Annotated in this window: 26 protein-coding genes and 1 other annotated feature; of the genes, 17 read left to right on the forward strand and 9 right to left on the reverse strand. The window is 37.5% G+C overall.

The features are described from left to right. Window positions 1-8: 8 nt before the first annotated feature. Entirely contained in the window at window positions 9-998 is a 990-nt protein-coding gene (gene trpS, locus FN924_RS06140) for a tryptophan--tRNA ligase (RefSeq protein ID WP_143892708.1), read from the reverse strand. A 62-nt stretch (window positions 999-1,060) separates the two neighbouring features. Continuing rightward, window positions 1,061-1,271 (reverse strand) — a binding site (T-box leader). A gap of 65 nt (window positions 1,272-1,336) precedes the next feature. After that, window positions 1,337-1,618 carry a DUF3899 domain-containing protein gene (locus tag FN924_RS06145; protein WP_228409596.1) on the reverse strand — a complete coding sequence of 94 codons (282 nt, stop codon included), beginning with the start codon at window positions 1,616-1,618 and terminating at the stop codon, window positions 1,337-1,339. Window positions 1,619-2,032: 414 nt separating this feature from the next. Here FN924_RS06145 and FN924_RS06150 point away from each other — a divergent pair, with 414 nt between their 5' ends. From FN924_RS06150 to pepF, 11 genes are all read left to right on the forward strand, one after another. Then, window positions 2,033-3,697, forward strand: a complete 1,665-nt coding sequence (locus FN924_RS06150) for a peptide ABC transporter substrate-binding protein (RefSeq protein ID WP_143892712.1) — start codon at window positions 2,033-2,035, stop codon at window positions 3,695-3,697. A gap of 168 nt (window positions 3,698-3,865) precedes the next feature. Beyond that, window positions 3,866-4,798 carry an oligopeptide ABC transporter permease gene (gene opp3b / locus FN924_RS06155; protein ID WP_143892714.1) on the forward strand — a complete coding sequence of 311 codons (933 nt, stop codon included), beginning with the start codon at window positions 3,866-3,868 and terminating at the stop codon, window positions 4,796-4,798. Further along, window positions 4,798-5,943: an oligopeptide ABC transporter permease gene (opp3C, locus tag FN924_RS06160; RefSeq protein ID WP_143892716.1), complete on the forward strand. Its 1,146-nt coding sequence runs from the start codon at window positions 4,798-4,800 to the stop codon at window positions 5,941-5,943. Before opp3b ends, opp3C begins: the two co-directional genes overlap by 1 nt. A gap of 17 nt (window positions 5,944-5,960) precedes the next feature. Then, window positions 5,961-7,028, forward strand: a complete 1,068-nt coding sequence (locus FN924_RS06165; protein ID WP_143892718.1) for an ABC transporter ATP-binding protein — start codon at window positions 5,961-5,963, stop codon at window positions 7,026-7,028. Then, window positions 7,021-7,953 (forward strand): ABC transporter ATP-binding protein, encoded by a 933-nt coding sequence (locus tag FN924_RS06170; RefSeq protein ID WP_143897144.1) that lies wholly within the window; start codon window positions 7,021-7,023, stop codon window positions 7,951-7,953. Before FN924_RS06165 ends, FN924_RS06170 begins: the two co-directional genes overlap by 8 nt. Window positions 7,954-8,135: 182 nt before the next feature. Then, complete coding sequence (locus FN924_RS06175) at window positions 8,136-9,353, forward strand: putative glycoside hydrolase (protein WP_228409597.1); 1,218 nt, start codon at window positions 8,136-8,138, stop codon at window positions 9,351-9,353. Window positions 9,354-9,549: 196 nt separating this feature from the next. Next, window positions 9,550-10,140: a GNAT family N-acetyltransferase gene (locus FN924_RS06180; RefSeq protein ID WP_143892720.1), complete on the forward strand. Its 591-nt coding sequence runs from the start codon at window positions 9,550-9,552 to the stop codon at window positions 10,138-10,140. A gap of 358 nt (window positions 10,141-10,498) precedes the next feature. Continuing rightward, entirely contained in the window at window positions 10,499-10,894 is a 396-nt protein-coding gene (spxA, locus tag FN924_RS06185) for a transcriptional regulator SpxA (protein ID WP_143892722.1), read from the forward strand. Between the two features lie 295 nt (window positions 10,895-11,189). Further along, entirely contained in the window at window positions 11,190-11,867 is a 678-nt protein-coding gene (gene mecA, locus FN924_RS06190) for an adaptor protein MecA (protein WP_143892724.1), read from the forward strand. 120 nt (window positions 11,868-11,987) lie between these two features. Next, entirely contained in the window at window positions 11,988-13,124 is a 1,137-nt protein-coding gene (locus tag FN924_RS06195) for a competence protein CoiA (RefSeq protein ID WP_143892726.1), read from the forward strand. A 93-nt stretch (window positions 13,125-13,217) separates the two neighbouring features. Then, the gene (gene pepF / locus FN924_RS06200) at window positions 13,218-15,035 is read left to right on the forward strand and encodes an oligoendopeptidase F (RefSeq protein ID WP_143892728.1); all 1,818 of its coding nucleotides are present in this window, start codon (window positions 13,218-13,220) and stop codon (window positions 15,033-15,035) included. Between the two features lie 58 nt (window positions 15,036-15,093). On the opposite strand, the gene FN924_RS19090 is transcribed toward pepF, so the two are convergent. From FN924_RS19090 to FN924_RS06215, 4 genes are all read right to left on the reverse strand, one after another. Beyond that, on the reverse strand, window positions 15,094-15,267 hold the full coding sequence (locus FN924_RS19090; protein WP_194709695.1) for a hypothetical protein: 174 nt from the start codon (window positions 15,265-15,267) through the stop codon (window positions 15,094-15,096). A 297-nt stretch (window positions 15,268-15,564) separates the two neighbouring features. Continuing rightward, complete coding sequence (locus tag FN924_RS06205; protein ID WP_143892730.1) at window positions 15,565-16,464, reverse strand: ClpXP adapter SpxH family protein; 900 nt, start codon at window positions 16,462-16,464, stop codon at window positions 15,565-15,567. Continuing rightward, window positions 16,461-16,862, reverse strand: coding sequence for a globin domain-containing protein (locus tag FN924_RS06210; RefSeq protein WP_143892732.1), 402 nt, complete (start codon window positions 16,860-16,862; stop codon window positions 16,461-16,463). The genes FN924_RS06205 and FN924_RS06210 overlap by 4 nt, the downstream gene beginning before the upstream one ends. A gap of 103 nt (window positions 16,863-16,965) precedes the next feature. Further along, window positions 16,966-17,535, reverse strand: a complete 570-nt coding sequence (locus FN924_RS06215; RefSeq protein ID WP_143892733.1) for a CYTH domain-containing protein — start codon at window positions 17,533-17,535, stop codon at window positions 16,966-16,968. A gap of 201 nt (window positions 17,536-17,736) precedes the next feature. Here FN924_RS06215 and FN924_RS06220 point away from each other — a divergent pair, with 201 nt between their 5' ends. The 3 genes from FN924_RS06220 to FN924_RS06230 are packed head-to-tail and all read left to right on the forward strand — an operon-like array spanning window position 17,737 to window position 20,066. Further along, a complete protein-coding gene (locus FN924_RS06220; protein ID WP_143892735.1) occupies window positions 17,737-18,357 on the forward strand; it encodes a GTP diphosphokinase in 621 nt (206 codons plus the stop codon). A gap of 18 nt (window positions 18,358-18,375) precedes the next feature. Next, window positions 18,376-19,176: an NAD kinase gene (locus FN924_RS06225; RefSeq protein WP_143892737.1), complete on the forward strand. Its 801-nt coding sequence runs from the start codon at window positions 18,376-18,378 to the stop codon at window positions 19,174-19,176. Window positions 19,177-19,223: 47 nt separating this feature from the next. Beyond that, window positions 19,224-20,066: an RluA family pseudouridine synthase gene (locus FN924_RS06230; protein WP_143897146.1), complete on the forward strand. Its 843-nt coding sequence runs from the start codon at window positions 19,224-19,226 to the stop codon at window positions 20,064-20,066. Between the two features lie 26 nt (window positions 20,067-20,092). Here the strand turns inward: FN924_RS06230 and prpE are convergent, their stop codons facing one another. Continuing rightward, entirely contained in the window at window positions 20,093-20,833 is a 741-nt protein-coding gene (gene prpE / locus FN924_RS06235; RefSeq protein WP_143892739.1) for a bis(5'-nucleosyl)-tetraphosphatase PrpE, read from the reverse strand. A gap of 75 nt (window positions 20,834-20,908) precedes the next feature. Further along, on the reverse strand, window positions 20,909-22,081 hold the full coding sequence (locus FN924_RS06240; RefSeq protein WP_143892741.1) for an FtsW/RodA/SpoVE family cell cycle protein: 1,173 nt from the start codon (window positions 22,079-22,081) through the stop codon (window positions 20,909-20,911). 317 nt (window positions 22,082-22,398) lie between these two features. Between FN924_RS06240 and mgtE the strand changes: the two genes are divergently transcribed. The 3 genes from mgtE to FN924_RS06255 all read left to right on the forward strand — a co-directional run bounded on the left by mgtE (window position 22,399) and on the right by FN924_RS06255 (window position 25,403). Continuing rightward, a complete protein-coding gene (mgtE, locus tag FN924_RS06245) occupies window positions 22,399-23,769 on the forward strand; it encodes a magnesium transporter (protein WP_143892743.1) in 1,371 nt (456 codons plus the stop codon). Between the two features lie 177 nt (window positions 23,770-23,946). Beyond that, window positions 23,947-24,723: an enoyl-ACP reductase FabI gene (gene fabI, locus FN924_RS06250; protein WP_143892745.1), complete on the forward strand. Its 777-nt coding sequence runs from the start codon at window positions 23,947-23,949 to the stop codon at window positions 24,721-24,723. A 167-nt stretch (window positions 24,724-24,890) separates the two neighbouring features. Next, complete coding sequence (locus FN924_RS06255) at window positions 24,891-25,403, forward strand: CotO family spore coat protein (RefSeq protein WP_143892747.1); 513 nt, start codon at window positions 24,891-24,893, stop codon at window positions 25,401-25,403. Window positions 25,404-25,454: 51 nt separating this feature from the next. On the opposite strand, the gene FN924_RS06260 is transcribed toward FN924_RS06255, so the two are convergent. Next, window positions 25,455-25,910: a CotY/CotZ family spore coat protein gene (locus FN924_RS06260; RefSeq protein WP_143892749.1), complete on the reverse strand. Its 456-nt coding sequence runs from the start codon at window positions 25,908-25,910 to the stop codon at window positions 25,455-25,457. Window positions 25,911-26,069: the final 159 nt, after the last annotated feature.

Below are 26,069 nucleotides of genomic sequence, written 5' to 3' on the forward strand. Positions count from 1 at the left end.
AGAAGAAACTATTTTTTAACTCGTCCTAGTCCCATTGCTTTTTTGGCTTTAGCGAGCATCTTATTCGCTACAAAACTTGCTTTTTCTGCCCCTTTATCAAGAATCTCATCAAGTTCTGGTGAGTCAATAAGTTCATCGTACCGAGCATGGATAGGTTTTAACAGTGAAAGGACTGCATGAGCAGTGTCCTGTTTGAATTCTCCATAGCCCTTTCCCTCGTATTTTTTCTCTATAGCTTCAATGGTTTCTCCCGTACAGCTAGCATATATCGTTAGAAGATTCGAGATGCCTGGTTTATTTTCTTTGTCGTATTTTACAACTCCTTCTGAATCGGTAACGGCACTTTTAATTTTCTTTTCTATTTGTTTTTCACTATCTAACATAAAGATGGATGCTTTAAGATTATCATCTGATTTACTCATTTTTTTCGTTGGGTCTTGTAAAGACATAATACGAGCACTAAACTTAGGTAAACTGATTTCTGGAATTGTAAAAATATCATTATAGCGATTGTTAAATCGTTGCGCTAAGTCCCTTGTTAATTCAAGGTGTTGTTTTTGGTCGTCTCCTACAGGCACAATATCTGTTTTATATAATAAAATATCTGCTGCCATTAATGGAGGATAGGTTAGTAGCCCCGCTGAAACAGCATCTTTTCCATGCGATTTATCTTTGAACTGTGTCATTCTCTCTAGTTCACCTATATAACTAATCGATTGCATCATCCAACCCAACTGAGTATGTGCACTTACCTCTGATTGAATGAAAAGTGTGGACTTGTCAGGATCTATCCCACAAGCTAGGTATAATGCAGCTAATGATCTAATATTCTCTCGCAACTTGAGGCGATCCTGTGGAACGGTAATTGCGTGTTCATCTACTATACAGAAGAAGCAATTGTTGTCTTCCTGCAATGTAACAAACTGTTGCATTGCTCCTAAGTAGTTTCCAATCGTTAAGCTACCACTGGGTTGAATTCCTGAAAAGATTGTTTTCATGTTAACACCTCATCTTATTTTGTTTATTCCATTAAAAAAGTTCATTCATTCCTTGTTATAACACAAGGGACGAATGAACCGCGGTACCACCCTAATTATCTTTAAATAAAGATCACTTCTACAGTTAACGCCTTGTTTACGGTATAAGAGTATCATTCCTTATACAAGCTCCAAAGTTCCAATTCCATGTTTTCCTTGGTATCTGTTCTCAGCATCCACAGACTCTCTATAAACCAGTGGGAACATGTACTACTACTTTTTCCACGCTTTATATGACTTATTAAAATTTATCATATAAAAAAATAAAGTGTATTGCAACTTGCTTTGTCCCAAAATTTTTAAAATAAATAATACAAACATAATAAGGAGCCGACAACAATTGCTGTTAGAGTAGCTTGATAAACGATTGCTTTGTAGAAATTCATATTAATCATATCTGATGGAAGAGGTTTTTTCTCAAATTCATCTAACAAGTCTTTATTTTTTCCCATTCGATGTATAAAACGTCGAAACCCGTAAGTAACCCCATCAAAAAAACGGCCTCTCAAAATAAATAAAAATAGGGCGAACATAATATAAAGAAGGCTAAGGGAAAAGATTGCATCTATATAGCCTTCCAAAGAAATACGTCCACTTCCTATCATAAAAATAAAAGCAATAGCACAGTTGATAAGGAGAAAATACCATTTATTTTTTAAGATCAGTATAACCACATCCTTTTAGTGAAACATATTTAATAGTATAGCATGCAATCATTACATGATTAATAAAAAAGTAATGTACTCTATTGAAATAGAAAAGGAGTTGAAAATAGTATTCATGTAGAGGAAACCTATGTAATTAAATACGATGAAAGAAATAGGACTAAAGTACTATTTTGAGAAATGGAAGTACAATGTTAATGGGCTTTCTATAAATTAACACAAAAAAAATAATGCAAAATTGTGAGAAAACTTGTATAATTCTCTTTGTAGATATAAAAATCTGCAAAAAAATTTAGAATATTTAAGATTAAAGGGGAGGTCATGTACTTCATGAAGAAGTCAAATTGGTTATTACTAGTACTAGCTCTAGTGATGAGTATGTTCCTAGCTGCTTGTTCTGGTGGCGACGATGAGAACGCAGGTGAGGATAGTAGCAAAGGCGGAGATGAATCTGCTGAACAAGTGTTGAGACTTACTGAGGGTGACGAAATTCCTACAATGGACCCACAGTTATCTACTAACACAATTTCTTCTCAATGGTTAGGTACTACATTAGAAGGTCTATATCGTGTTGGTAAGGACGGAGCTCCAGAACCAGCAATCGCAAAAAGTCATGATGTTAGTGAGGATGCCCTAACTTGGACTTTCCACTTGCGTGAAGATGCAGTTTGGTCTAACGGTGATCCAATTACTGCGCATGATTTCGTTTATTCTTGGAGACGTGCAGTTGATCCAGAAGTAGGATCTGAATATGGTCCATACATGATGGGTGGCGTTATCAAAAACGCAAACGAAGTTGCTGCAGGTGAGAAACCAGTTGAAGAACTTGGTGTTAAAGCTGTAGACGACTATACGTTTGAAGTTCAACTTGCAAAACCAACTCCTTACATGGAGTCTTTAGCAACATTCACAACATTCTATCCATTGAATCAAAAATTCGTTGAAGAACAAGGTGATCAATTCGGCCTTGAAGCTGAAAACTTAGTATTCAACGGTGCATTCATTATGACAGAATGGAACCACGGTGAAGGTTGGACACTTGAGAAAAACCCTGATTACTGGGATGCAGACTCTGTAAAACTTGATAAAATTACTGTTAAAGTTACAAAAGACGTTCCAACAAACGTTAACTTGTACAACAACGATCAAATTGATCGTACTGGTTTAACTTCTACGTTCGTTGAAGAGTACAAAAGCAGTGACGAGTTCAGAACAGTATTGAACCCAGGTGTTTTCTACTTGAAATTTAACCAAGAGCGTAGTGAAGCTTTAGCTAACGTGAATATCCGTAAAGCTATCGCAACTGCTTTTGATAAACAAGGTATTGCAGATACAATTTTAAATAACGGATCTATTCCTGCAGGTGGTTTAGTACCGAAAGAATTCGTTGCTCACCCTGAAACTGGAGAAGATTTCCGTGAAATCAATGGTGAACTTTTACCATATGACAAAGAAAAAGCAAAAGAATATTGGGAAAAAGGTCTATCAGAATTAGGTACTGATTCTGTTACATTAAACTACTTAACTGGTGATACAGAAACATCTAAAAACATCAGTGCATTTATGAAAAACCAATTAGAAACAAACCTACCAGGTCTTACAATTGAACTTCAACAAGTTCCATTTAAAGAGCGTCTACGTCTAGACACCGAAATGGAGTATGATATTCAAGCAGCTGGTTGGGTACCTGACTATGCTGACCCTAACACATTCTTAAATATGTGGGTAACAGATGGTGCTAACAATAAAATGGGCTTCTCTAACCCTGAATATGATGCAATGTTAGAAAAAGCTAACAATGAATTAGCTCAAAAACCTAATGAGCGTTTCCAAACATTCTTAGATATGGAAAAACTTCTAATCCAAGAAGAAGCTGCAATTGCACCAATGTACCAAGAAGGTGTAGCACAACTTTGGAAACCATACGTAAAAGATGTATTTAAAAACCAAATCGGTCCTGAGTACAGCTATAAATGGGCATATATAGAAAAATAATTTTCTTTTCTAACCATATAGGCTAGCTCGTTAGGATTGGAGAGTGTATGTCCGGAAAATGGGCATACGCTCTTTTCCCTTTTTAGGGAAATATCACGCAATAAAAAACATTCTGTCAACTTTTATTTAATAATGTAATAAGCAGAATTATAATCAGGAGGTGTTGGGATGGTTAGATATATTTTTCAAAGGGTAGTTTATTTATTTCTCACCCTATTTTTAATAGCTACTTTCTCTTTCTTTTTAATGAAATTCTTACCTGGTACCCCACTTACAGCTGAGGACAAGCTTACTGATGAGCAAAAAGAAATCATTCTAGAAAAGTACGGCTTGAATGATCCTGTTCCTGTTCAATACGTGAAATATTTAGGGGAACTTGTTCAGGGTGACCTTGGAATTTCATTCCAATTCGATAATCGAGGCGTAACACAAATTTTATTGGATCGTCTTGGTCCATCTGCACAGCTTGGTGCACAAGCATTACTAATAGGAACCATATTAGGAATACTACTTGGATTAGTGGCAGCAGTTTATCATCATGGTTTTATAGACTATACATCAACGATAATTGCTGTTATCGGTAAATCCATACCAGCCTTTGTATTTGCTGGTTTAATTCAATATGTAATTGGAGTAAAGCTTGGTTGGTTACCGGTTGCGTTTTGGGAAGGTCCTGAATACACCATTATGCCGACCATTGCCTTAATGATGTTCCCGCTTGCCACGGCAGCAAGGTTTACAAGGACAGAAATGTTAGAGGTTCTTGGTTCGGACTATATTACAACGGCAAGAGCAAAAGGTGTAAATGAATTTGGGGTTATTTTTAAGCATGGACTTCGAAATGCATTAATTCCATTAGTTACAGTTATCGGTCCATTAGCCGTAAGTCTTATGACTGGAACGCTTGTAATTGAGCAAATTTTTGCGGTTCCAGGGCTTGGTGAACAGTTTGTATCATCCGTTATGACGAATGATTTCCCTGTTATTATGGGAACAACTCTTCTCTTTGCATTTTTATTCGTTGTGATTATTTTAATCATTGACCTCCTATACGGAATAATCGATCCTAGAATCAGATTGACAGGGGGAGAGAAGAAATAATGGATAAAAATAATTTGCCAAAAGAATTATTTGTACCTGCAAAAAAACGTGATGATGAAGCAGAAAAAATATCAAGACCTAGTAGAACATTCTTACAGGATGCTTCTAGAAGTTTGCTGAAGAATGTTCCTTCCATGGTCGCTATTTTTGCACTAGTTGTCATTATCATCATGAGTTTCATCGGACCGGGTATGAATGATTATGGATATGATGATCAGGATTTAAGCAGAGCAAAAATGCCAGCTCGTGTCCCTGGACTAGAAAATATTAGTTGGTCTGGCTTTACAGGAACGTTACAAGGGACGTATAAAGGTTCAACGGTCGAAGAAGCAAAACAAAAAGCTCTCAGTAGGTATGGAAATGACGAAGAGTTTATTGATATCGAAGTGAAGGATAAAGGCGATGGTAGTGAAGATTCTGCAAAAGTAAAAGCAGTCTACCACATCTATGAAGCGAAAGATATGGAAGACCAATACTTTTGGTTTGGTACAGATGGACTTGGACGTGATCAATGGACACGTGCTTGGCAAGGTACGAAAATCTCCCTTTATATCGCGTTTCTAGCAGCTGCAATTGACTTAGTTATTGGGGTTATTTATGGTGGTATTTCTGGGTACTACGGTGGCCGTATCGATAACATCATGCAGCGTATTATTGAAATTTTAATAGGGATCCCAAACTTGGTTGTTGTAATCTTGATGATTATCATTTTGAAACCTGGTATTATCTCGATCACGATAGCACTGACGATAACGGGATGGATAGGGATGGCCCGGATTGTTCGTGGGGAAGTGCTCAAACTTAAAAACCAAGAGTTCGTTTTAGCATCCAGAACATTAGGTGCACCAGATAGGAAAATTATCTTTAGACATCTAATTCCCAACGTAGTAGGGCTAATTATAATTAACACAATGTTTACTATTCCAAATGCAATATTCTTCGAAGCATTTTTAAGCTTCATTGGTTTAGGATTAGTACCGCCTGAAGCATCACTAGGTACCTTAATTGATACTGGTTTTGATTCATTACAAATCTATCCATACATGCTAATATTCCCAGCAATATTGATTTCTGTTATCATGGTTGCTTTTAACATTTTAGCTGATGGATTACGAGATGCATTTGATCCTAAGATGCGTGATTAAGGAGGTAGGTGTTGAGAATGGAAAAAATATTAGAAGTGAAAAATTTAAACGTATCATTTGACACCTATGCCGGTGAAGTTCAGGCAGTACGTGGTGTTGAATTTGATTTAAGAAAAGGGGAAACGTTAGCTATCGTTGGAGAATCAGGTTCTGGTAAATCTGTAACGACAAAAGCTCTAATGAGGTTGATTCCAAAACCCCACGGCTATATCAAAGAAGGCGAGATTTTATTTGAAGGTCAAGACCTTGTGAAAAAATCCGAAAAACAAATGCAAAAAATTCGTGGTAAAGATATCTCTATGATTTTCCAAGACCCAATGACTTCTTTAAACCCTACAATGAAGGTAGGAAGTCAAATCATGGAAAGCTTGATTAAACACCAAAAAATGGGCCGGAGTCAAGCGAAGAAACGCGCCATTGAATTGTTAGAGCTGGTACAAATTCCTCAACCGGAGGAAAGAGTGAATCAATATCCTCACCAATTCTCAGGTGGTATGAGACAGCGTGTTGTTATTGCGATTGCATTAGCTTGTAATCCTAAAGTATTAATTGCCGATGAACCAACAACAGCACTAGATGTTACGATTCAAGCGCAAATTTTGGAACTAATGAAAGACATTCAGAAAAAGACAAACACGTCTATCATCTTCATTACACACGACCTAGGTGTAGTGGCGAATGTAGCTGATCGTGTAGCGGTTATGTATGCTGGAAAGATTGTTGAGGTTGGTACAGTGGATGAACTGTTCTATAATCCTAAACATCCATATACATGGGGATTGCTAGGTTCCATGCCAACATTGGATAGTGAAGATGAAGAGTTGTTTGCTATTCCTGGTACACCACCAGATTTGTTACACCCACCTAAAGGAGATGCATTTGCTCCTCGTAATGAATTTGCACTGGAAATTGATTATCAAGAAGAGCCACCGTTGTTTAAAGTGCCTGGTTCAGAAAGTCATTATGCAGCAACATGGCTTTTACATGAAAATGCACCAAACATTGAACCACCAGCATCTGTTAAACGAAGAATAGAAGAAATGGCTAGAACGTCAGAAAGCTCGGAGAGTGAAAACAATGAGTGAAGAAAAACTATTAGAAATAAAAGGACTTAAGCAACACTTTCAAGTGGGCAGAAAAAGTGTAGTTAAAGCTGTTGATGGACTAAACTTCGATATCTATAAGGGTGAAACATTTGGCCTTGTAGGAGAATCTGGCTGTGGGAAATCTACAACTGGTAGAACTATTATTCGTTTATACGAAGCGACAGATGGGGAAGTTCTATTTAAAGGTGAAAACGTTCAAGGTAAGAAAAGCAAATCGGAGCTTAAAAAATTCAATCAACAAATGCAAATGATATTCCAAGATCCATATTCCTCTTTAAATCCGAGAATGACAGTTATGGATATCATTGCAGAAGGATTGGATATTCATGGTTTAGTAAAGAACGATGCAGAACGTAAAGAGAAGGTCTTTGAGTTACTAGAGACTGTCGGATTAAATAAAGACCATGCTACTCGTTATCCGCATGAATTTAGTGGTGGACAACGTCAACGTCTGGGTATTGCACGTGCTTTGGCTGTTGAACCAGAATTTATTATTGCTGACGAACCAATCTCTGCACTGGACGTTTCCATTCAAGCACAAGTAGTAAACTTGTTGAAAAAATTGCAAGCAGAAAAAGGCTTAACCTATCTATTTATCGCACACGACTTGTCAATGGTGAAATACATCAGTGACCGTATCGGAGTAATGTATTTTGGTAAATTAGTTGAGTTAGCAGATAGTGATGAATTATATAAAAACCCAATTCATCCGTACACAAAATCTCTTTTATCTGCAATTCCACTACCAGACCCGGATTATGAAAGAAACCGTACAAGAATTTCTTATGATCCGAGTCAGCACGATACTAGTGAGGAACCAGAATTCAGAGAAGTTAGACCGAATCATTGGGTATTATGCACAACCAAAGAATTCGAAGCTTATAAGCAAGAATTACAAGACTAAGTAATAGAAAACAATGCATTCACATATATAAAGAACAGATCCGTTTTGGATCTGTTCTTTTTTATATTGGCTATTCAAATAGAAATCAACATAAAATACCAATAAAAAATTGTAAAAATATGCACAATAATGTTGTTAATTCTTTTATAATGGAGAAAAAGAGACTAGGGGAGTCGAGATCTTTGAAGAAATTACATCATCACGTCGTACTCATATTAACTATGGTAGTGTCTAGCCTTCTCGTTTTACCAAGTAATTCATTTGCTTCTGAGGCGGAACAAAAGACAGCACAAAAGCATAGAACACATGTTACCAAGGTTCAAACATATACACTACCTGATAAAATCAAAAGATTTTCCTATGACTCTGGTTTAACATTTAAATATCCAGATGCTGTACGCGGCATTTATGTGACTGGAAATTCTGCTGGAGGTAGCAGGTTCAACAAATTAGTTAAGTTTATAGAAAATACGGAATTAAATGCGATGGTTATCGATATCAAGGAAGACCGTGGAAATTTAACATTTAAACCTGATCCTGCCTCACCTTATGCAGATATTGCCAAAAACTATATTGAAGATCCAAGAAAAATGTTAGAGACTTTAGAGTCTAAAGGAATCTATCCAATTGCTAGGATTGTGGTTTTTAAAGATACTGTGTTAGCGAAAAAGCGTCCTGACCTTTCATTTAAAGAAAACGGAAAGGTATGGACAAATGGCAATGGAGATGCATTTGTAAGTCCATTTAAAAAAGAGGTATGGGAGTACAATGTTGGAATTGCAAAAATGGCAGCGGAATTAGGATTTCAAGATATTCAGTTTGATTATGTTCGTTTCCCTGAAGGATTCGAAAGAAGAGATGAAGAGCTGGAGTATGACCTAGGAGAATATAAAAATGTTGAGCTTAGTGATGTTAAGAAAAGAGTACAAGCGGTAACGGATTTTGTAAGCTTCGCAAGAAAAGAACTGGAATACTATGACATTGATGTCTCTGTCGATATTTTTGGGTATGCAGCTACTATTCCAGAAACACCAGGTATTGGGCAAAACTTCTCTAAGATTTCAAGTAACGTGGATGTTATCTCATCTATGATCTATCCGAGTCATTGGACACCATATTTTGGTATTGATTTTCCTGATAAAGAGCCGTATCGATTGGTGAATGAATATGCTAAGGTTGAAAATGAGGTTTTAGGCGCATTAGAACACGCTCCGAAATCAAGGCCGTGGATTCAAGATTTTGAAGCACCTTGGTTATATAGCGGCGCCCCGACTCAATATGGTAAAGCGGAAGTGGAAGCGCAAATAAAAGCATTAAACGAGAATGGGATCCGAGAGTTCCTCTTATGGAATGCGGGAAACACGTACACGAAAAATGTAGATTATACACCCTTAAAATAAGGGTAAGAAGAGCATGATTGATGTCATGCTCTTTTTATGTGCATTCTTCTGATGAAACATGAGTGTTTAGTGTCTAATTTTTGCAGCTGTCGTTTATAACAATCCAATTAGGGGAAGATAACTATTAGAGTCCATTTAACAAATACCAAATATTTCGTTATAATCAATAGTGACTACGAAAACAAGGAGTAGATCAATGAATTGGTATGAAAAACTGAACAAGTACTTCCCTGTAGAAGAAATGAAATCAAGGGAACACATGGAAATGCTTTTGAAGGAAAAGGGAGACGTCTATTACAAGGACGAAGGACAACACCACGTGTTAATGTACGCGGAATTTAAAGAGTTTATCTTTATTGACTATGTATATGTGTCTTCTGCGTCACGAGGACAAGGAATTGGTCATAAATTAATGGAAAAGCTTAAAGCAAAGAAAAAACCAATTATCCTTGAAGTGGAGCCTGTTGATTATGAAGATACAGATACGGAGAAGCGTCTCCGCTTTTACCAACGAGAAGGATTTAAGCATGCACAATCTATTGGTTACACGCGACGTTCTTTGGCCACAAACGAAGTGAATCCGATGGAAATTCTTTATTGGTCACCGGAAGACGAAGATGAAGAAACCATTTATAAACAGATGAAAAAGATGTATGAAGATATTCATACGTACAAAGATAAAGAATTATACGGAAGGTCGTATCAGTCAGCCGATGAAGTATTGTCGTACGACCAAGCTCGAGACTCTGACGATATTTTTGCAGCTTTAGAAGAAGATAAAGCCTAATGAGTGCATATCCTTGTTTGGTTTTATACCAACAAGGATTATTTTTATCCTTTGAAATAAGGCTTAGACCGGTACAAATGTAACCTGCAATGTCTAAATTTTGCCAAAGCTACTATCGCCTAAATGAGAACCATTAATTTTTATTGAAATAAGTTTGAAGGATAGGCGAATAGGGTATATTAATTGTAATTATCAAAATGATTGTTACAACTTCATGACATTACAGAGTTTTTCACACATTGCTTGACAAATGTAGTATACTTGTACATAGAAGAGTTATTTAAACTAATTATAATTTAATATATTCTTCAAAGTTAGACATATAAAAAATCTTTAGCATATTGAGGAGTGAAGTTTCATGGTAACACTTTATACCTCACCGAGTTGTACATCTTGCCGAAAAGCAAAAGCTTGGTTAGAAGAGCACGACATTCCGTTCCGTGAGAGAAATATCTTTTCAGAGTCTCTTACACTTGATGAAATAAAAGAAATATTGAGAATGACGGAAGATGGGACGGATGAAATTATCTCTACACGTTCTAAAGTTTTCCAAAGCTTAGATGTGAATTTTGACCAGCTTCCATTGAAGGACCTGTTCAATTTAATTCAAGAGAATCCAGGACTATTACGTCGCCCAATCATCATTGATGAGAAGCGCCTTCAAGTCGGTTACAACGAAGATGAAATTAGAAGATTTTTACCAAGAACTGTTCGTACTTTCCAACTTCGTGAAGCACAAAGAATGGTTAACTAATGATTTTACGCAGGTCTTTCTGAGGAAAGCCTGCGTTTTTCATTCTCGCGATAGAGGTGACAAACCTGTCTATTTCAGGTACAATATGAGTTCCGAACCACTCATTAAATGGTCGAAGCATATGGGACACACACCTTTTTATATGATTTATAGGCATATCTATTTTCAACATGCAACCTTTTATCATAAAATAAAATATATAAAAGTATAGGTTGAATGATATCCACGAGTTTATGGTACGTAGAAGGTGAAGATATCCCTTCCATCCAATTCTTTTTGAAGGGAGCGATGAGGAATGGAAATAGAAAGAATTAACGAGAACACGGTTAAATTTTATATATCCTATATAGATATAGAAGATCGAGGATTTGATCGTGAAGAAATCTGGTATAACCGCGAAAAAAGTGAGCAGCTTTTTTGGCAGGTTATGGATGAAGTAAACTATAAAGAAGAAGACTTTAATATAGATGGTCCATTATGGATTCAAGTTCAAGCTCTAGATAAAGGATTAGAGATTGTAGTCACAAAAGCACAACTTTCTAAAGATGGTACGAACATTGAGCTACCAAATGAAAGTGGGAAACCATTCGATATCCCAGTAGATGAGAAAATTGAATCTTTACTAGAGGAAAAGTTCGGCAGTGATGAAGAGGACTATTCGGATTATGAGGATGAAGCACTGACTTTCATCCTTGCGTTTAAAGATTTCGAGGATGTCATTCAATTAAGTCATTACCAGCCATTGCATGACGTGGTAAACAAATTATTCCATTACGACAAGAAGTATATGTTGTTTCTTCAATTTGATGATGAAAAATTATCAGAGGAAGAACAGGAAGATATCATCAGTCAATTGCTTGAGTTTGGAGATGAAACGAATGCGACAGTTCATCTTCTAGAAGAGTACGGAAAAATAATCTTTGAAGAACAGGCTTTAGCTAACATTCAGTCTATATTTCCTATGAGTAAATAGGCATTCGAAAGAGTGCCTATTTTTTTATTTCTCTTTTTTAAAAATATGAAAAAGTCGTTTTTTATTCGTACAAAGGAATCCTTTTCAATCATAGAGAACCTTTAAGCAGGAGGTGATTGGATGCTTCTTGCCAACAATGAACAGATGAAGCTCGTATCGTTTGCGGGCTGCAGCTTAGAAGAAATTCGTCCGTTCCGAAAGAAAAAATTTTACTGTCCAATATGTCAAGAAGAAGTGATTTTAAAAGCTGGTGGATATGTAACGGCCCATTTTGCCCATAAGCATCAAAGCATTTGTACAAATCAAGGCGAAGGCTCTTATCATGAGACTGGAAAGTGGACATTGTATCAGTGGTTTTTAAATCAACATATAAAGGCAGAAGTAGAGGTGTTTATTCCTGTCGCAAAGCAGCGTGCTGATATTTTGCTACAAATAGGAAATAAACAAATCGCAATAGAGTATCAATGTGCTTCTATTTCAGAACAAGAGGTTAGAAGGAGAACTTTGGGTTTCTTAAAAAACTCCATAACACCAATTTGGATTTTGGGTGGGAATCGAATGAAACGATTAGCTGCCCAAAAACTACATATTGAAAAAATATTTTTACATCAGTGGTCTTCTAAGCATTCCCCAACCTTATACTATTTTTGTCCCATCCAGAAACAATTTGCAACTTATCACATCACTACGGCCTACTCCTCAGACTTTTTACAATTTATAAGTTTGAAAGACGTGACGTTCACAAAGCTACTTACCCCTCATCCGGCTCCGTACACCGAGATAAATTGGCTAAAGAATGTGCAAGCCTTTCGCAAAAAACCGCCTCCAACCCATATAGGTAACGACGAAAGGCAATGGAGACAATGGCTCTATCAACATCATTTATATCCTCCTTTATTACCTTCTATTTGCTTCCTTCCCGTAAGATATCAATTTCGAATGAAGTGTCCAGGATGGATGTGGCAAAGTATGATAGTTTTTCAGCTTATGCAGCGTACTGGCATCTCATTCCGTCTTAAAGACTGTCATCAATTGCTTGCTTCTAAAATTGTTCCGTTATCCTCTACACCACTTATAAGAAGTATGTCAGATCCGATTCAAGAATATTTGGATCGACTCGTCGAGTTAGGGATTCTTTTAAAGTATAATTCAACTTATATCTGCAAGTTTCCAATCTCACTTCCGACAACGATAGATGAAGCTATATCGCAGGATCGTTCTTGTTGGAACAAGCTTAAAGTGAGTTCAAAATGGTAACTTTCGCATGATTCGATGTTTTTACGATATAATAAGGGGAAACAGCATAAAGATAATACATAAGAACAATGGGAAAAGAAGGAGGACCATTCATTGGCACAATCTGTAAAGGAATTACAAAAGCGTGAAGATGTTGCAGTTGAAAAGACCTGGAGATTAGAGGATATTTTTGCCTCAGATGCTGATTGGGAGAAGGAATTAGAGTCTGTAAAATCTGATATTCCTAAGTTCGCAGAATTTCAAGGAAACCTACACGAATCTGCAGAAACATTATATGAATTATTTACTTTACAAGATAAAGTTTCAGAACGAGTAGGAAAGCTCTATACATATGCACATATGAGATATGATCAAGATACGACTAATTCGTTTTATCAAGCTTTAAATGCAAAAGCGGAGAATCTTGTGACTCAAATCTCTAGTGCAATGAGCTATATTATTCCGGAGATTTTGACAATTGAAGAGGAAAAACTAACGAATTTCTTGCAAGAGCATGAGGGGTTAAAGCGTTATGAACATACGTTAAACGAAGTGAATAGGCAACGCCCTCATTTCCTTAGTGAAAAGGAAGAAGCTTTGTTAGCAGAAGTTTCTGAGGTCGTGGATAATTCTTCCCAAACATTTGGAATGTTAAACAATGCTGATCTTACGTTCCCAGCGATAAAAGATGAAAATGGAGAAGAAGTAAATCTTACACATGGACGTTACCTAGGCTTCTTGGAGTCTGATGACCGTCGTGTTCGAGAAGATGCGTTTAAAGCAATGTATGATACATTCGGTAACTTTAAAAATACATTTTCGTCTACGCTTTCTGGAGCAGTGAAAAAACACAATTTCTTTGCAAAAGTGAGAAACTATGATTCTGCTCGCCAATCTGCGCTTGATGGGAATAACATCCCAGAAAAGGTGTATGACAATCTAATTGAAGCGGTTCATGAGAGATTAGATCTCTTACATCGGTATGTTGCGTTAAGAAAGAAAGTGCTGGAATTAGATGAGTTGCACATGTATGATCTTTACACACCACTAGTTAAAGACGTCGATATGAAGATTCCATATGAGGAAGCACAGCAAAAAGTGCTGGAAGGTTTGGCACCTCTAGGAGAAGAATACGCAAGTATCTTAAAGGAAGGCTATAACAACAGATGGATTGATGTGGAGGAAAACAAAGGAAAACGAAGCGGTGCATATTCTTCAGGTTCCTATAGTACAAATCCATATATTTTGCTTAACTGGCAAAACTCCCTACATGACATGTTTACATTAGCTCATGAACTTGGGCATTCGTTGCATAGTTATTACACGAGAAAAAACCAACCATTCCGTTATGGTAACTATTCTATTTTCGTTGCAGAGGTTGCATCTACATGTAATGAAGCGCTTCTTAATGAGTATATGATTGAGCAGACTTCCGATGAAAAAGAAAAGCTGTTTCTTTTAAACCATTTCCTTGAAGGATTTCGTGGAACAGTATTTAGACAAACGATGTTTGCAGAATTCGAACATACTATTCATGTTATGGCTCAAGATGGGGAAGCATTAACTGCTGAGAAGCTAACAGAAGTTTACTACAACCTTAACAAGACGTATTTCGGTGATGAAATAGTTGTAGACGAGGAGATTGGCGTAGAGTGGGCTCGTATTCCACATTTTTATTACAACTATTACGTGTACCAATATGCTACTGGATATGCAGCAGCTACGTCTCTTGCTTCCCAAATATTAAAAGAAAAACAGCCAGCTGTCGATCGCTATTTAGCTTTCCTAAGTGCAGGGAATAGTGATTATCCGATCGAGGTATTGAAAAAAGCTGGAGTAGATATGACATCTAAAAATCCGATACTTTCCGCACTGGATGTATTTGAAGAAAAATTAAATGAAATGGAAGCATTATTAGAGAAAATGCATTAATAAAAAAGGCAGCTTACTCATCATGGTAAGCTGCTTTTTGGATTAGCAGGGAAGCATCCTATAGTCCTTTAAATCTTCTCCTATTTGTAAATGAAAAAATCGTTAAGTAAATCGTAATAAACAAAATAGGAAGTGTGATCAAGGAAGGAATCATGTTCATAAATCCTAATATATTTAAGAAGAATGCAAAACAGGTCAATATGAGAAAAAATAATGGGTAGTATTTGGTCACAATTCCACCTCCTTATGGAACGATAGTTTTCATTACAGGATATGAAAAGGTATTTGAAAATAGAAGTGTGACATTTTTGTGAAATAATGAACATATCTCTTGTCTTCTATAAAAAGGGTTGATATATTTAACTTGTGAGATGTTTAACAAACAAAACCCCTTTGTTTGACCTGAAACTTTCTCCCATCCCCCCTTATCTTGAAAATAGATAGGAAATTTGAAGGATAGCGATACCGCATATCCTTCTTTTTTTGCTCATAAAAAAACCGAATTAAGGGCACCAAGCCCTCATTCGGATCATTTCTCTCCAATATATCTCCAGAACGTTCCATATTTAACGGGTACTTCTTCAACAACTTGCTTAAGTTTTAGTTTTTTCATTTCCTTAGCTGTTTTTTCATCCGACCAATCAAACACAACAGAAATTTCATTGCTTCCAACAAAATCATAAAAGGAAACAAAATCTTCTATTTCTGGTTTTGCTGCAGGACTAGGATCCTTCTCTAGCATCTGCTTTAATACCTTTACATACACTTCATAAGGATATAGACCAGAAATCTTTAACCCTTCTTCTTCTTGGTTTTCATTGAAGAATACAAGCGTTGGAATGTACTCTACGTCCATTTCCTTTGTTAGCTTTAAGTCACACTGTAAAGCTTTCTGAGAAGAAGTGGAGTAAAGATCACGAGTAAACTCTTCTACGTCTAATCGAACCTGTTGTGCGATGTCTGTAAGTACATCTTCTTTAGAAATATCTTTTTTATCCAGGAACAAGCTTTCTTGAACCTTTCTTAAGAACCTTCTACCTGCTCGAAGTCCTTGTAGTTCAGCCGCTTTTATCGCAATGGAAGCAATCCAAGGAAATGAGATTGGATTTTCTAACCACAAGTCTCCATCGCAGCTCATTCCCGTTCGACTTGCTGTCTTTTCCCAAATTTCTCGAAGCTTTTTCGGTTTATCAAACTTATCCTTATTCAAAGTAGTTAATTGCCCACTCAATATCGGACGAATCGTAAAGTATCTTCCATATTCTATAGATAGCTTTTTTAAGGAAGGCTCTAGTGACCAGCATTCCGGACATAGAGGATCTATAAAGACATAGATTTCAACAGGCTTCTTGAGTAAATCGACAAATCCATTCTGCGGCGTCGATTGAACAACATGAGGATCAGAAGCCCCAAAAGGATTATGACTCACATCGATTCTCCTTTCTCGTGTTCTGGTGTGTTTTCCATATGCTGTGCGGTCATCGATAGTCTTTCGAAAATTGCAGTCCGATAGGGTTCAGCAATGTCAGCTTCTTCTAGTGCTTCATTCATACAGGATAACCATGCAGCTCTTCTCGTTGGTGTTATTTCGAAAGGTAAGTGTCTTCTTCTAAGCATAGGGTGACCATGCTCTTCTGTATATAACGGTGGGCCACCTAAAAACTGTGTAAGAAACAGTTCCTGTTTTCGAGCTGTTTCCGTTAGGTCATCTGGGAAAATAGGTGTAAGATCAGGATGTACCTCTACTTTTTTATAAAAGTTTTTAACTAATTGACTGACTTTTTCAAAGCCACCAATGGCTTCAAATAAAGTACCATATTGTTTCATAATAATAATCCCCTTTTAGGGTTGTGAAATGTTAACCGTATTTATTAGCTTTATTTGTAATTAATTGTAACAGCGTCTATCTGAAATGAGCAACTTATCTGTTTTATAACGTATCATAGAACCGTTGAATCTTGCTAATCGGAGCTCTTTTCGCAATGGAACAAGCTTCCAATATCTCTTGAAATACTTGATTTCCTAATTCCCAATTCGTTGCCTCAAGCTCTAGTTCATAATCTTCTTTCCCGTTGTAGCTACTGTGGTCAAGTACGACTAGTGTATTATGGTAGACCAATTCTGTTCGGTCTGTAATAAGTGCACCGCCATAGCGAAGTTTTTCTATCGATATATTGCATTCTTTAAGCTGTTTCCCAACAAATTCCGTTTCAAACGGTTGGTTGTTCAGCCAACGCATAGCCTCTTCCTCTGAAAGTTTATCATGCGTTTCTAGGAGTCCGTCTGGATGTGGTTGTTTTAACGTTAAGACATATCCGCTTTCTTTCTCCCGAATTCGTAGGGCAGCTCCCTTATTTTTTAATGAAAAATCACTCGTTTCAAAATAATGATTAATCTGGCGGAAATGAGTTGATGATTGAAGTGGAAGGTAAGTAGTGAGCTTATCATATTCCACTTTTGTTAATAGGTTTTTGAATTCAATTTCTATTTCTCGAGCCAAGGAAACACCTCTTTTTCTATATGCACTTACTTTCCATCAAGATTTTATGGTATTAGTATATGCTAAATGAAAGATTATTTCATGGAATAAGCTAACATAGGATGAGAAAGGGAAGGGACATCTCACAAAGATTGGCTTGATTTATGATACAATCAATGTGAAGAAATAGGATTATTTGAATAATATAGGTGGTGGAAACGAATGAACTGGGAAGCGTTTCTAGCTCCTTATGCCCAAGTTGTAGAAGAATTAAAGGTAAAGCTGAAAGGCATGAGAGCTCAGTTTGAGTATGAATCTAGACATTCTCCTATAGAATTTATTACAGGGAGAGTAAAGCCGATACCGAGCATTTTGGAAAAAGCCCATAGAAAAGGAATACCGGAACATAGATTCGAGGATGATATTCAAGATATCGCAGGTGTTCGGGTCGTCTGTCAATTTGTAGATGATATCTATACCATTGTGAACTTGCTGCGATCTAGAAAAGATTTTTTTATTATTGAAGAGAAGGATTACATAGTAGAAAAAAAGGAAAGTGGTTACCGGTCCTACCATATGATTATTAAGTATCCTGTAGAGACGATACATGGTGAAAAGCGAATCGTTACCGAAATACAAATAAGAACGTTAGCCATGAATTTCTGGGCCACGAATGAGCATTCTCTTAATTATAAATATGATGGACAAATTCCTGGCAAAATAAAATCAAGATTAAAACGCGCTGCAGAAGCTGCCTTTAAATTAGATGAAGAAATGTCGAATATAAAAGAGGAAGTACAAGAGGCACAGCGTATATTTTATGAGTATAAACGGAAGCATTAGTTGGGGAGGGCTATGGAAGTGAAGTTTGCGATAATTTCTAAAGGAGATCAAAAATCTGAGGAAATTAAGGAAAAGGTGAGACAACACCTAATTGAGTTTGATTTGCTCTACGATGAGGAAGAGCCAGATCTTGTTCTATCTGTTGGGGGAGACGGAACATTTTTAGAGGCGTTTCACCGGTATCAATTCCGGTTAGAAGAAACTGCATTTTTGGGTCTGCATACGGGACATTTAGGCTTTTATGCGGATTGGGTACCAGAAGAAGTAGAAAAGCTAATTATTGAGATTGCAAAAACGCCGTATGAAGTGGTGGAGTACCCATTGTTAGATGTCATGATTCGTCCCAAAACAGGAGATGAAGTACATCATTTCCTTGCATTGAATGAGTGTTCCGTTAAAACAGCGGAGGGTTCTGTCGTACTAGATGTGACGATTAAAGGAGAGCACTTTGAACGATTTCGTGGAGATGGATTATGTATTTCTACCCCTTCTGGGAGTACGGCATATAACAAAGCGCTCGGTGGAGGGATTATTCATCCGTCTCTACCATCGATACAGATCACAGAGATGGCATCCATTAACAACCGAGTATTCCGAACCATTGGTTCACCGTTGATTCTTCCGGATCACCACACGTGTGAATTGCATCCTATAAATGACAAAAGTTTCCTAATTACAATTGATCATATAACAAAAAACTATAGTAACGTAGAAGTTATTGAATGTAAGGTAGCAAAAGAAAAAATTCGCTTTGCAAGATTCCGTCCTTTTCCTTTTTGGAAGCGGGTTAGGGATTCCTTCGTTTCGGATGATTCCTAGAAAGGAGTTTATAGGTGAAGTGGTCCATTGAAAAAGAGCATGATTCCATGCTTGTTCGAGAATTTTTACATCAAGTATGCGGATTATCTCGCCGAATTATTAAGGTTTTAAAATTTCAAGGTGGTACAATTCTGGTAGATGGCGTGCCTAGAGATGTTCGGTATAAGCTAACAGAAGGGGAAGTCATCCAAGTTTTATTTCCACCAGAAGCAAGAGGGCCATCCATGGTAGCGGAGCGGTTACCAATTGAGATTATGTATGAGGATGATGATGTTCTAGTTATTCATAAGCCAGCAGGAATTGCTACGATTCCTTCTCTAAATCATACGACTGGTACGATTGCTAATCGTTTATTAGGATACTATGATGAGAAGAACCTACATTATACGGTTCATATCGTAACAAGGCTGGATAAGGATACGAGTGGCCTTCTGTTAGTTGCGAAGCATCGGTTAAGCCATTCTATTTTATCTAGAGACCAAAAAATAGGATTGGTTAATCGAAGCTATTATGCAATTGTAGAAGGTCATCTCCACGAAAAGAAATCTACTATTGACTTACCCATCGGTCGTAAAGCAGAATCGATTATTCAGCGGGCGGTTTTAGAGGATGGTCAGCAGGCGATTACGCATTACGTGGTCGAGCGGGAAATGAAAGAGGAAACACTCGTATCCGTACGATTAGAAACTGGAAGAACCCATCAAATCAGAGTTCATTTCTCTCATATAGGCCATCCTTTACTAGGTGATACTCTGTATGGTGGAATTCACACCAAGATTCAAAGACAAGCTCTACATTGTAAATCATTGTCGTTTAATCAGCCGTTTACAGGTGAACGGATTACCTTAACATGTGATATGCCGGAAGATATGCAACAGATTTTAAGATAAAAAAACGAGCTGCTTAGCTCGTTTTTTTAGTCAGTATGGTAGTTGAATTTCTCTTCAACAAAAGGCTGTTTGGATGGCACGGACACAAGCGATTCTTCAGGTAGTCGAAAAGCGGTCAACTCATTACCAAATACGCAGCCTGTATCAATATTAATCGTTTTATTTACTTTTCTTGGTGTCCGTACTGGTGTATGGCCATACACAATCCAACGATTTCCGGTATAATGTTGGGCCCAGTCCCTGCGTACGGGTCTGCCATCATTATGTGTTTCTCCAGTTATATCTCCATAAAGGACGAAGGTTTGAACTTTTTTGCCAGATTGTCCAATCAAATCTTCCCGAATCCCAGCATGGGCTACAACAGCATTCACCTCTGGAAGCTCTAGGTACAACGGTGCTTTTTCATATAACGTCATGAAATGGTGTTGAATTTCTTTCTGCCTTTTGGAATCTAACTGGCGATATTCTGCTGTGGTAGTTTCTAATCCATGCTGCTCTTTTACTTTATTACCTAAAAAGAAGCGGTAAAGCTTATTGCAATGATTTCCCGGAACGTATTTTGCTTTATCGTTTACTACCATTTGATAAACTAAATCAATGACGCCAATAGAATTTGGCCCACGATCGGTTAAGTCACCTAAAAAAATTGGTAAACGCCCATCAGGGTGAACAGGAAAACTTTGTTCCCACTGATACCCTAATTCCTGAAAGAGCTCAACTAATTCGTCTATGCATCCATGAATATCTCCGATGATATCTACTTTCATTAGAAATCCCTCCATCCACATTGAGTATAACAAAACAGGTGAAAAAGCTTAGTATTTAGCTTTTCCACCTGCTGTTTAATCAAACATATATTGTTTGGTTCGCGAATGTATATTCAACACGATACCAATTGCTAAAAGATAGGTTAACGTAGAACTTCCTCCATAGCTTATAAAAGGAAGCGGTAAGCCTGTGATCGGAAGAAGCTGGATGGACATCCCGATATTCTGGAAAATTTGGAATGTGAACATTCCAATGAATCCAGTAATCAAATAACTTCCAAACGGGTCATTACTTTGCAGTGCAATGTGAATTAGACGGTAAATGAGTAAAAAGAAAAGGGTGACAAGGATACTAGAACCGAGAAAACCGAATTGCTCTGAAATCGCGGTAAAAATCATATCCGTGTGCTGCTCTGGAATTTCCGTCACTTCAAATTCTCTAAATCCTTTACCAGTAAGCTGTCCAGATCCTATCGCCATCATAGCTTGGATTAGATGATATCCTCCTGATTTACTATATCTCTCAGGGTCTAGCCAGCCATTGAATCGAGATTCTACGTGGTCAAAGCCACTTTTGTCCATAAAAGCATCCATTTCTTTAGGGAAATAGAAGAACAATGCTACTACGATTCCCGCTATGACAGCAACGGAAGCGAGAATCGTAAAAAGGATTCTCCAACGAACTCCTGATACTAAAATCATACAGCCCACGATGGCAGAAAGGACAAGAAACCCTCCTAAATCGGGTTGGATTGCCACTAAGCCCATAGGTGGTAGGGATACGAGTAATATTTTTCCAAGCAACCATATATCGCTTTTAATGGATTTATATTTCGTATTTTCATGATGTCCCATAATCAAATGGGCAATCGTAATCACGAGAAAAACCTTCATGAACTCGGCTGGCTGCATCGTTCCAAATACAGGTATATTCATCCAGCTCGTAGCCCCATTAACCGTTTTGATAAGCGGCGGTCCTGGAAAATTGAAAGCAAGCATGAGTAGTAATATCATCCCGAGCCCATATAAAAACCAGGTGATTTGTCTAAGTCGGTCATAATCAACGAGCATAACGACTGCGATAGCCATCGATCCGACAATGTACCAGACAACTTGTTTTAGAAAGTAGTTTTGATCCAGAGTAGGCTGTAACGAGTAAATGGTAAAACAGCTCACAATGCCGAGCAATATTAAAATTAAAATTAAGGAATAATCTATATTAGGTGTATTCGAATTTCTTGAACTCATTTTGATTCCTTTCTAACTAAGAAATTCAGTCAATTATTTGTATAAGTGTATGGAACTGTTCGTTCATTTAATAAAGATAAAAATAAAAATGTATCTCTACGTTAACTTTTCCTTTAAAATTATTAGTATAGCTTTTTATGACAATATATACTATCAGTTTACATCATTAGTAAAGTTTTTTCACTGCATCGTTTGAAAAAGATAATGACTTTGTCGAATAGGTCCTGCTTCCATTTATATCGACGAATGAACGAGGAAAAAAGTTTCTTCTTTCTATAAAATAGTGGATAATGTTCACAGGCAAGGAGGGAATAGAAATGGAGCACTTAGATGCACAAGAGCGTGAACAGCAATGGAAAAAGATTCAAGAAGCGTTATTTAATAAACAAATCGGGGAGTTTCGTGCCGAGTTTCTAGAGCTACATCCTTATGATCAAGCGAAAATCTTTGAAGAGCAATCAGAAGATGTTCGAATGCTTATATATAGCTATTTGTCACCAGAAGAAATGGCAGATGTCATGGAGAATATTGATTATGAGGATGTAGAAGAATTTTTTACAGAAATGGATCCTCGCTATGCTTCTAATGTGTTAGCTGAAATGTCCACGGATGACTCTGTAGATATTTTAAACGAGCTAGATAAAGATAAAGTGGCTAGCTTTTTAACGATCATGGATAAGGAAGCGGCACAAGAAATAAAAGAGCTACTTCATTATGAAGAAAAAACAGCGGGAAGTCTCATGACGAATGAATATGTCGTGATTCACGCTGGACAAACGGTAAAAGAAGCGATGCGTCATCTTCGTCAAGAAGCACCAGAAGCAGAGACGATTTACTATACGTACGTTGTAGACGATCAAAAGCGATTGGTTGGGGTAATTTCATTAAGAGATTTGATTATTGCTGAAGGGGATTGGCTCGTATCGGATGTCATGAGTGACCGTGTTGTTTCTGTATCGGTTGGACAGGACCAAGAAGAAGTGGCACACATGATGAGAGACTATGACTTCCTAGCATTACCAGTTGTTGATTTTCAAAATCACTTATTAGGGATTATTACCGTCGATGACGTCATGGATGTAATGGAGGAAGAGGCAAATGATGATTACTCCAAGCTCGCCGGGGTATCGGAAACGGAGCGTTCGGATCAGAGTGCACTTGCTGCGGCAAGTAAGCGGCTTCCTTGGCTTATTATTTTATTATTTTTAGGGATGTTCACTGCAAGTTTAATCGGTCGCTTTGAAAAAGCACTGGATGTTGTCCCTATCTTAGCTATTTTCATTCCTTTGATTGCAGGGATGGCTGGAAATACAGGTACTCAATCTCTAGCGGTTGCTGTACGAGGTATTGCAACTGGAGAGATTGAAAAGCTAGGAAAAACAAAAATAATTATTCGAGAAGGACTAACTGGCTTAATTACAGGATTAAGCTGTGGAATCGTTGTGACTGGTGTCGTTTACGTGTGGCAAGGGAATTTATTTCTCGGCATGCTCGTTGGACTGTCCATCATGATGACCTTAATAATTGCGACCATTGCTGGTTCGATGATTCCATTAGTAATGCATCGATTTAAAATTGATCCAGCGGTAGCGTCAGGACCATTTATTACAACGATTAACGATATTATTTCCATTCTCGTTTATTTTGGTTTAGCGACTATGTTTATGGACTTATTATTAAAACAGTGAGAATTGAGAAGGTTCCTTTTGAGAGGGCCTTTTTATTTTGGGAATACTAGGTCAAAAGGCTCGGAATTTCCTGATTCATTGAGTTTTTGGATAGAATCAGATAAAATAGTAGTAGGTACTAATAACAAGGTATAAAATCACGTTATTTATAATCATACCCCTCAAGGAGGCAGTAAGATGAATTTTTCATTAGAAGGTCGTACATACGTCGTAATGGGTGTTGCGAACAAACGGAGTATTGCTTGGGGAATTGCACGTTCTCTTCATGAAGCTGGTGCACGATTAATCTTTACCTATGCATCGGAACGGTTTGAAAAGCCAGTAAAAGATTTAGTCGCTACGTTAGAAGGACAGGATGCATTGTTTTATGAATGCGACGTTACTAACGATGAGGCAATTCAGAAGACATTTGGTGACATTCAAAATGATGTTGGTGTCATTCATGGCTTAGCGCACTGTATTGCATTTGCAGATAAAGAAGACTTAAAAGGAGAATTTGTTGATACGAGTAGAGATGGATTCTTGCTTTCTCAAAACATCAGTGCGTATTCATTAATCGCCGTTTCAAGGGCGGCGCAACCACTTATGACGGAAGGGGGAGGAATTGTAACCCTTACTTACCTTGGTGGTGAAAGAGTCGTTCAAAATTACAATGTAATGGGTGTTGCAAAAGCAAGTCTAGATGCAAGTGTAAGATATTTAGCGAACGATCTTGGGAAACATAACATTCGGGTTAACGCTATTTCTGCAGGTCCGATTCGTACACTTGCTGCGAAAGGGGTTGGGGACTTTAACTCTGTATTAAAACAGATTGAAGAAAAGGCACCACTTCGTCGTACCGTGTCCCAAGAAGAAGTGGGAGATACAGCATATTACTTATTAAGTGACTTATCCCGTGGGGTAACAGGAGAAATCCTTCACGTGGATTCTGGCTTTAATATTTTGGGTCTATAAGAAGATGAGAGAACGAGCTTGGTTACGTCCAAGCCCGTTTTTTATTATTCGACAAAAACCGGGTGGTGCCTGTCACCTCCCGATTTTTCTTTTTGCTGTAGGCACATCTCCTAACGTGTTACATATACTGAGGTGAAGAGTAAGAGTAAAGGGGAGATGACCAGTCCATGAATAAAAGATTCTCGCGCAAGCCTATGCTCTATATCCAGCAGCCGGAATTAGGCAAGCCTTCTGCTAAGATGCAGGTGAACTATCGCACAACAAAGAAGAGAAAAGCTTCCGCCGAAAAGTCAGTGCCTGAGAAGCCAGTAAAAGATGAAAAGGCGAAAACGAAGAAGCGTATCAAGCAACTAACAGATATTCCAGTAGAAGAAGACACTTCTGTAGACGAAATAGCAGATTCGTCTTCTTCATCCTCTGATGAGGCAGATGAGAATACAAACAGCTCTCGACGTAGACGCTTCAAAGAGTTATCCATGGAGGAAAGAATTGAATACTTTATGAACGTACCCTCCAATGTCCCGCGAATGAAATGCCAAGTAATCACTGAGGAAACTAAATATAGAGGGATCATTACAGATTACAAGGATAACATCGTGTATATGAGAGTTACGAAGAGACCATTTCGGGTTCAATTAAATTTAGACGAGATATTAGACGTACAATTGATCGGATTTTAAGCATGAGAAAAAGGTCTGAACATTTGTTCAGACCTTTTTAAATGATAACTATTAAAGTGCGTCGATTGCTGGTAGGCAAGTGATGTGGCAGAAGCAGTGTGCATCAACAGTGATACAGATTCCAGTTGTTTCTAAGTTACCAGTAAATTGACTAACTGGAGTTTCTGGATTGTCATCTGGATCGTTAGGGTCGCGTAACAACTCTAAAGTTGCACAGCAATCATCGTCTACATCTTTAACACGGAAGTAGAAGCTACCTTCGATGTCGCTAATTGCATCGTAACAAGCTCCGAAACCTTTAAATGGTTTACCTTCTTTTGTATAAAGAAGAACAGGAACAGTATCTAATTCGTTTGCAGCTGGTAGTGTGTTGTCACCAAGTAGATCAGCGATGGATTGTTCACAGTTTACGCAACCATTTTCGATAATATCGGATTGTGCATCTGCAATTTCTTTTAGAATGTCGCACACACAGTTCCCTGTGTTGAATTCTTTTCCGCAAGACATAATGAACATTTCCCCTTTCAAATGTTTTTGACTTCTTAGTCTTTAATAGAGTATGTAGATATGGCTTTGGTGTGTGGGCAAACATCTAAATCAGAAAGAAAGATTCGTTCGTCTAGAAAAAGAAGAGAAAACAGGCGAATGTCCCTTACTTTTATAGGG

This window comes from Radiobacillus deserti (assembly GCF_007301515.1).
In the GTDB taxonomy this organism is placed as follows: Bacteria; Bacillota; Bacilli; order Bacillales; family Amphibacillaceae; genus Radiobacillus; species Radiobacillus deserti.